Below are 4,460 nucleotides of genomic sequence, written 5' to 3'. Positions count from 1 at the left end.
AAGATGAAATTTGAGTCGGCTGTTTTTGGTGTCGAAAAAGAAGAAGGAAAGCTCAATGGTATTTTGGCGGCCGTCTATCAAAATGTATTTGGTCAAGAACTCTATCCAAGTATTGAGGAAAAAGCTGCTAATCTTCTCTATTTCCTTATCAAGGATCATCCTTTTGCCGATGGCTGTAAACGCATTGGTGCCACGATCTTTTTGGAGTTTTTGAATAAGAATCATCATTTGATCATTGACGGCAAGAAGATCATTTCAGATAGTGCCCTAGTGGCAATCACTTTGATGATTGCCGAATCAAGGCCTGAAGAAAAAGAAACCATGGTCAAACTGGTGATGAATTTCCTATCAAAATAAAAAAACTATTGACTTAAAGTTAACTTTAGGTGCTATCCTATAGCTAAGTAAGGAGGAATGACAATGGCAAAGAGTCTAGTAGCTTATTTTAGTGCAAGCGGGACAACCGAAAGAGTCGCATCCAAATTGGCCTATGCGATCCAGGCGGACCTGTTTGAAATCAAACCCGTTCAACCTTATTCCAGTGTTGATCTAGATTGGAATGATACATTGAGTCGAAGTACGCAAGAAATGAAAGATCCTGAATGTCGTCCGGCAATCCGCAATACGGTACAACATATGGAACAGTACGATGTCGTCTTTGTCGGTTTCCCGATTTGGTGGTATCGCGAACCTTCGATCATCGATACATTTATGGAAAGCTATGATTTTGGAGGAAAGACAGTGGTTCCATTTGCGACCTCCGGAGGAAGCGAAATGGGAAATTCCTCGGAGAACATGCAAAGGTTGGCACCGGGATCCAAAGTCGTCATGGGCATGCGCTTCAACGATTCGGTTTCTGAGAAAAGATTACTTTCTTGGGCTTCACAGTGGTTATAAAACATCAACAAGGCTTGGATAACAAGCTTTGTTTTTCTTAGGAAGGATGATGAGCAATGAGAATAGAAAATCAACAAATGGATGAAGAAAGAGCCTGTTATGGTTCGAGAAATCTGATGGTGAAAAACTGTCGGTTTGATGGGCCGGCCGACGGCGAAAGCGCCTTTAAAGAGTGTGAAAATATTGATGTCCAGGATACGTATCTGAATCTTCGCTACCCCTTTTGGCACGATCACGGTTTGAAGATCACGCATTGTGAAATGACCCCGAATTGTCGGGCTGCCTTATGGTATTCGGATCATATCGAGATCACGGACACCAAGATGCATGGCATCAAAGCTTTGCGAGAATGCGATGATGTCGTGATCCAAGATTGCGAGATTAATTCGCCGGAATTTGGCTGGATGACCCGCAATATTCAGATGAAAGATTCAAATGCCGTCAGTGAATACTTTATGATGCGGGCGCAAAACCTTCGTTTTGAAAACGTGCATTTCCAAGGGAAATACTCTTTTCAATACATGAACAATGCTTATTTTGATCATTGTGTATTCGATACCAAGGATGCCTTCTGGCACTCCAAAGATGTATGGGTCAAAAACTCGGTGTTAAAAGGCGAATACTTGGCATGGTATTCCGAAGGTCTGGTGCTGGAAAACTGTACGATCATCGGGACCCAGCCGCTTTGTTACTGCAGGGATCTGAAACTGATCCAATGTGAAATGATCGATACCGATTTGGCATTTGAGCGCTCGATCGTAAATGCTGTGATCACTACGGAAGTTGAAAGTATCAAGAATCCTTATGCCGGCCAGATCCTGGTGCCTTCGGTCAAAGAGATCATCATGGACGATCCTGAAGCACAGGGTGTTATTATTCAAGAATGAAAAAAGCTCAGTCTGATCAATTGTCAGGCTGAGTTTTTCTTAGAAAGTATCGGTGTAGGTGAAAGTGAAGGAATCGCCGTCTTCAATGGTCAGTTCGCTGGCAGCCGGACACATGCCCGCTTCTACACAGGCTTGGTTGGTATCGGATTCAAACAGCCACCAGGGACCTTTGTTCCAGTCTTCTGTGGCAACACCGCAGATGGAGAGAATGGTTTTTCCGTATTCTCCCTCTTCCATCACGACCTCCAAGGAGTCGGCTTCTTCTAAAAAGTCAGAAAGTGTTGAAACTTCTTTTTCAACTGTCAGATCATCATCAAAAAGCGTTTCATCTTCGACCTCATTGATCACCGTGATATGCAAGGTAACGGCATCCGATGAAGATGATTCAGGTTTTTCTGTCGCACTGCAGCCAACCAGGCAAAGGCTCAGACAAAGCATTAGAAGTTTTTTCATAGATCAAGTTTCCTTTCTATCGCACAAAGTGCTTTTTTTGTCGGGTGATATAAAAACAAACAAATCATGGCGGACAAAGCGCCTTGGATCAAAGAAGTCTTCAATCCTAGGATCAGATACAGGATCGTCAGTGTTTTAGAAAACAACAGAAACGGAAGCTGTAAAAGCTGGCCTGTCAAAAACGAGAAAAAGGCACAGACAAAGGCCAGGATCCAAAGCTTTTTGGTCAAAGGCTGTTTCCAGGTGGAGAAGATCCAGCTGTAAACGGGATAGATTCCCAAGTAACAAAGGGACCAAGGCGTGATTCCCTGGATCAGCACAATATTGAGAAGACCAAAAACCGTCGCTCCTGAAACGGCGATCTTTCTGGGGAAAACGACCGAAAAGATCAACACGGTAAAGGTGATGCATTCCAAATAAAGAATGAAAGAAAATGAAGTGAAGACCACAAATTCAATGGCACCGATGATGGCTGTGACACAAAGTTCTTTAACTGTCATAAGACCTCGATAAGAAAGGGATCTCCTCGATTGCTTCGGCTTGATTTTCGTAAAGGGCCATCATGAAGAATAAATTGGATAGACGATTGAAGTAATCCCATAAGATCCCGGGGGCGTTTCTTTCTTTTTGGATGCGATGCATATGACGAATCACCTTTTTGGTTTGTGATCGTAAAACATGCAGCTTGCAGGCACCTATGGATCCTTGCGGCAGTACAAATTGACGGCAGGGGATCGCATAGTGCTCTTCCATCGTTTTCAGTTTTTCCAGATCTTGCGGCGTGATGGCCAAATGTCCTCGTATGGATCCGTTGGCGTGATAGACTTGTTCACAAAGAAGGAGCAAGTCTTCTTTATGAATGTGCCGGATCACATGGATTGCTTCTCCGATCTGGCTGGCCAGCAGATCCGTTTCAATTTCATAATCACACAATGATCCGTCCTCTTTTAAAAAAGGGTAAGCTTCTGAAATGTTGACCGCCTCCTTTTTGGATGGGATTTCATTCTATCAAAAAAAGGAATCAAAGAATATAGGATCGGTTTGAAAATTTCCCAAAAACGTCAAAAGAAGAACGAATCGATTCAATGATCTTTTCGAGCGCAAAGGGTGTTTGCGTCCTGGTCCTATGGTATAATAACGGAGCAGGTGATCAAAAATGGAACGAGATAAGATATCGATTCAGGGAGCTCGCGAGAACAACCTGAAAAATATAGATTTAGAGATTCCCAGAAACAAACTGGTCATTATGACCGGAGTTTCCGGAAGCGGAAAGACCAGCCTTGCCTTCGATACCATTTATGCCGAAGGACAGCGCCGTTATATGGAATCGTTGTCGGCTTATGCGCGCCAATTTTTAGGAAACAGTGAAAAACCGGACGTCGATCAGATCGAAGGGCTTTCGCCCGCTATTGCGATCGATCAAAAGACCACCAGCAACAATCCGCGCAGTACGGTCGGTACGGTCACGGAGATCTATGACTATTTGCGCTTGTTGTATGCGCGAATCGGAGTTCCGTATTGTCCGCATCATCATGAACCGATCACTGGTTCTACAATCAAGGAAATGATCGATCGAATCATGGAATTGGAAGACGGGACCCGGTGTACGATCCTTTCTCCGGTGATCTCAGGCAAGAAAGGAACGCATAAAGAGCTCTTAGAGAAACTGACCAAAGAAGGGTATGTCCGCATCCGCCTGGATGGACAGATCGTCTACTTGGAAGATGTAGAACCTTTGGAGAAAAATAAAAAGCACAGTATCGATGTTGTCGTGGACCGCATCGTCAAAGGACAGGACCGGTCTCGGTTTCACGATTCTTTGGAAACGGCCTTGAAATTATCCGATGGCTTGGCCATTCTTTTGACCAAGGAAGAAGAGATCCTCTTCTCCAGCAATTATGCCTGTAAGGTCTGCGGATTCAGCGTTCCCAAGCTGGAACCTAAACTTTTCAGCTTCAATGCGCCTTTTGGGGCATGTCCTACATGTAAGGGATTGGGAATCACACAGAAAGTCGATCTGCATCTCTTGATCCCGGATCCGTCGTTGTCGATTGCCCAGGGTGGCATTCGCTATTATAAAAATATCGTCAATACCGAAAATTTGGAATGGCAGAGAATGAAGGCACTGATTGATTATTATCAAATCGATATGGATACGCCGATCAAAGATCTGCCCAAACAACAGCTTCATTATATTTTATACGGATCGGATGTTCCGATTGC

Annotated in this window: 6 protein-coding genes and 1 pseudogene; 4 read left to right on the top strand and 3 right to left on the bottom strand. The window is 44.0% G+C overall.

Annotation, left to right across the window (positions count from 1 at the left end):
• The 3 genes from Q0J48_RS06590 to Q0J48_RS06580 form a co-directional block, all read left to right on the top strand.
• A partial coding sequence (locus Q0J48_RS06590; protein ID WP_296242699.1) for a Fic family protein occupies nucleotides 1-357 on the top strand: 357 nt, incomplete at its 5' end.
• Between the two features lie 63 nt (nucleotides 358-420).
• Nucleotides 421-897 (top strand): flavodoxin, encoded by a 477-nt coding sequence (locus tag Q0J48_RS06585; protein WP_296242698.1) that lies wholly within the window; start codon nucleotides 421-423, stop codon nucleotides 895-897.
• Nucleotides 898-953: 56 nt separating this feature from the next.
• Nucleotides 954-1,784, top strand: coding sequence for a DUF3737 family protein (locus Q0J48_RS06580; protein ID WP_296242697.1), 831 nt, complete (start codon nucleotides 954-956; stop codon nucleotides 1,782-1,784).
• Nucleotides 1,785-1,823: 39 nt separating this feature from the next.
• On the opposite strand, the gene Q0J48_RS06575 is transcribed toward Q0J48_RS06580, so the two are convergent.
• The 3 genes from Q0J48_RS06575 to Q0J48_RS06565 are packed head-to-tail and all read right to left on the bottom strand — an operon-like array spanning nucleotide 1,824 to nucleotide 3,170.
• Nucleotides 1,824-2,237 (bottom strand): hypothetical protein, encoded by a 414-nt coding sequence (locus tag Q0J48_RS06575; protein ID WP_296242696.1) that lies wholly within the window; start codon nucleotides 2,235-2,237, stop codon nucleotides 1,824-1,826.
• Nucleotides 2,234-2,737, bottom strand: a complete 504-nt coding sequence (locus tag Q0J48_RS06570; RefSeq protein ID WP_296242695.1) for a cytochrome B — start codon at nucleotides 2,735-2,737, stop codon at nucleotides 2,234-2,236. Before Q0J48_RS06570 ends, Q0J48_RS06575 begins: the two co-directional genes overlap by 4 nt.
• Nucleotides 2,727-3,170: an ATP:cob(I)alamin adenosyltransferase gene (locus Q0J48_RS06565; protein WP_296242694.1), complete on the bottom strand. Its 444-nt coding sequence runs from the start codon at nucleotides 3,168-3,170 to the stop codon at nucleotides 2,727-2,729. Before Q0J48_RS06565 ends, Q0J48_RS06570 begins: the two co-directional genes overlap by 11 nt.
• Nucleotides 3,171-3,393: 223 nt before the next feature.
• On the opposite strand from Q0J48_RS06565, the pseudogene Q0J48_RS06560 reads away from it, so the two are divergent.
• Nucleotides 3,394-4,460 (top strand): annotated as a pseudogene (locus Q0J48_RS06560) (excinuclease ABC subunit UvrA); the annotation flags it as partial.

The organism is uncultured Faecalicoccus sp. (assembly GCF_944325745.1).
Classification (GTDB): Bacteria; Bacillota_I; Bacilli_A; order Erysipelotrichales; family Erysipelotrichaceae; genus Faecalicoccus.
Note: the sequence above shows the minus strand (reverse complement) of the source record. Positions and strands in the feature narration are given on the sequence as shown.

What these genes read in the sequence shown, in the direction of transcription:
- Q0J48_RS06575 (WP_296242696.1), bottom strand. Translation starts at nt 2,237, where the DNA reads ATGAAAAAACTTCTAATGCTTTGTCTGAGCCTTTGCCTGGTTGGCTGC.
- Q0J48_RS06570 (WP_296242695.1), bottom strand. Translation starts at nt 2,737, where the DNA reads ATGACAGTTAAAGAACTTTGTGTCACAGCCATCATCGGTGCCATTGAA.
- Q0J48_RS06585 (WP_296242698.1), top strand. Translation starts at nt 421, where the DNA reads ATGGCAAAGAGTCTAGTAGCTTATTTTAGTGCAAGCGGGACAACCGAA.
- Q0J48_RS06580 (WP_296242697.1), top strand. Translation starts at nt 954, where the DNA reads ATGAGAATAGAAAATCAACAAATGGATGAAGAAAGAGCCTGTTATGGT.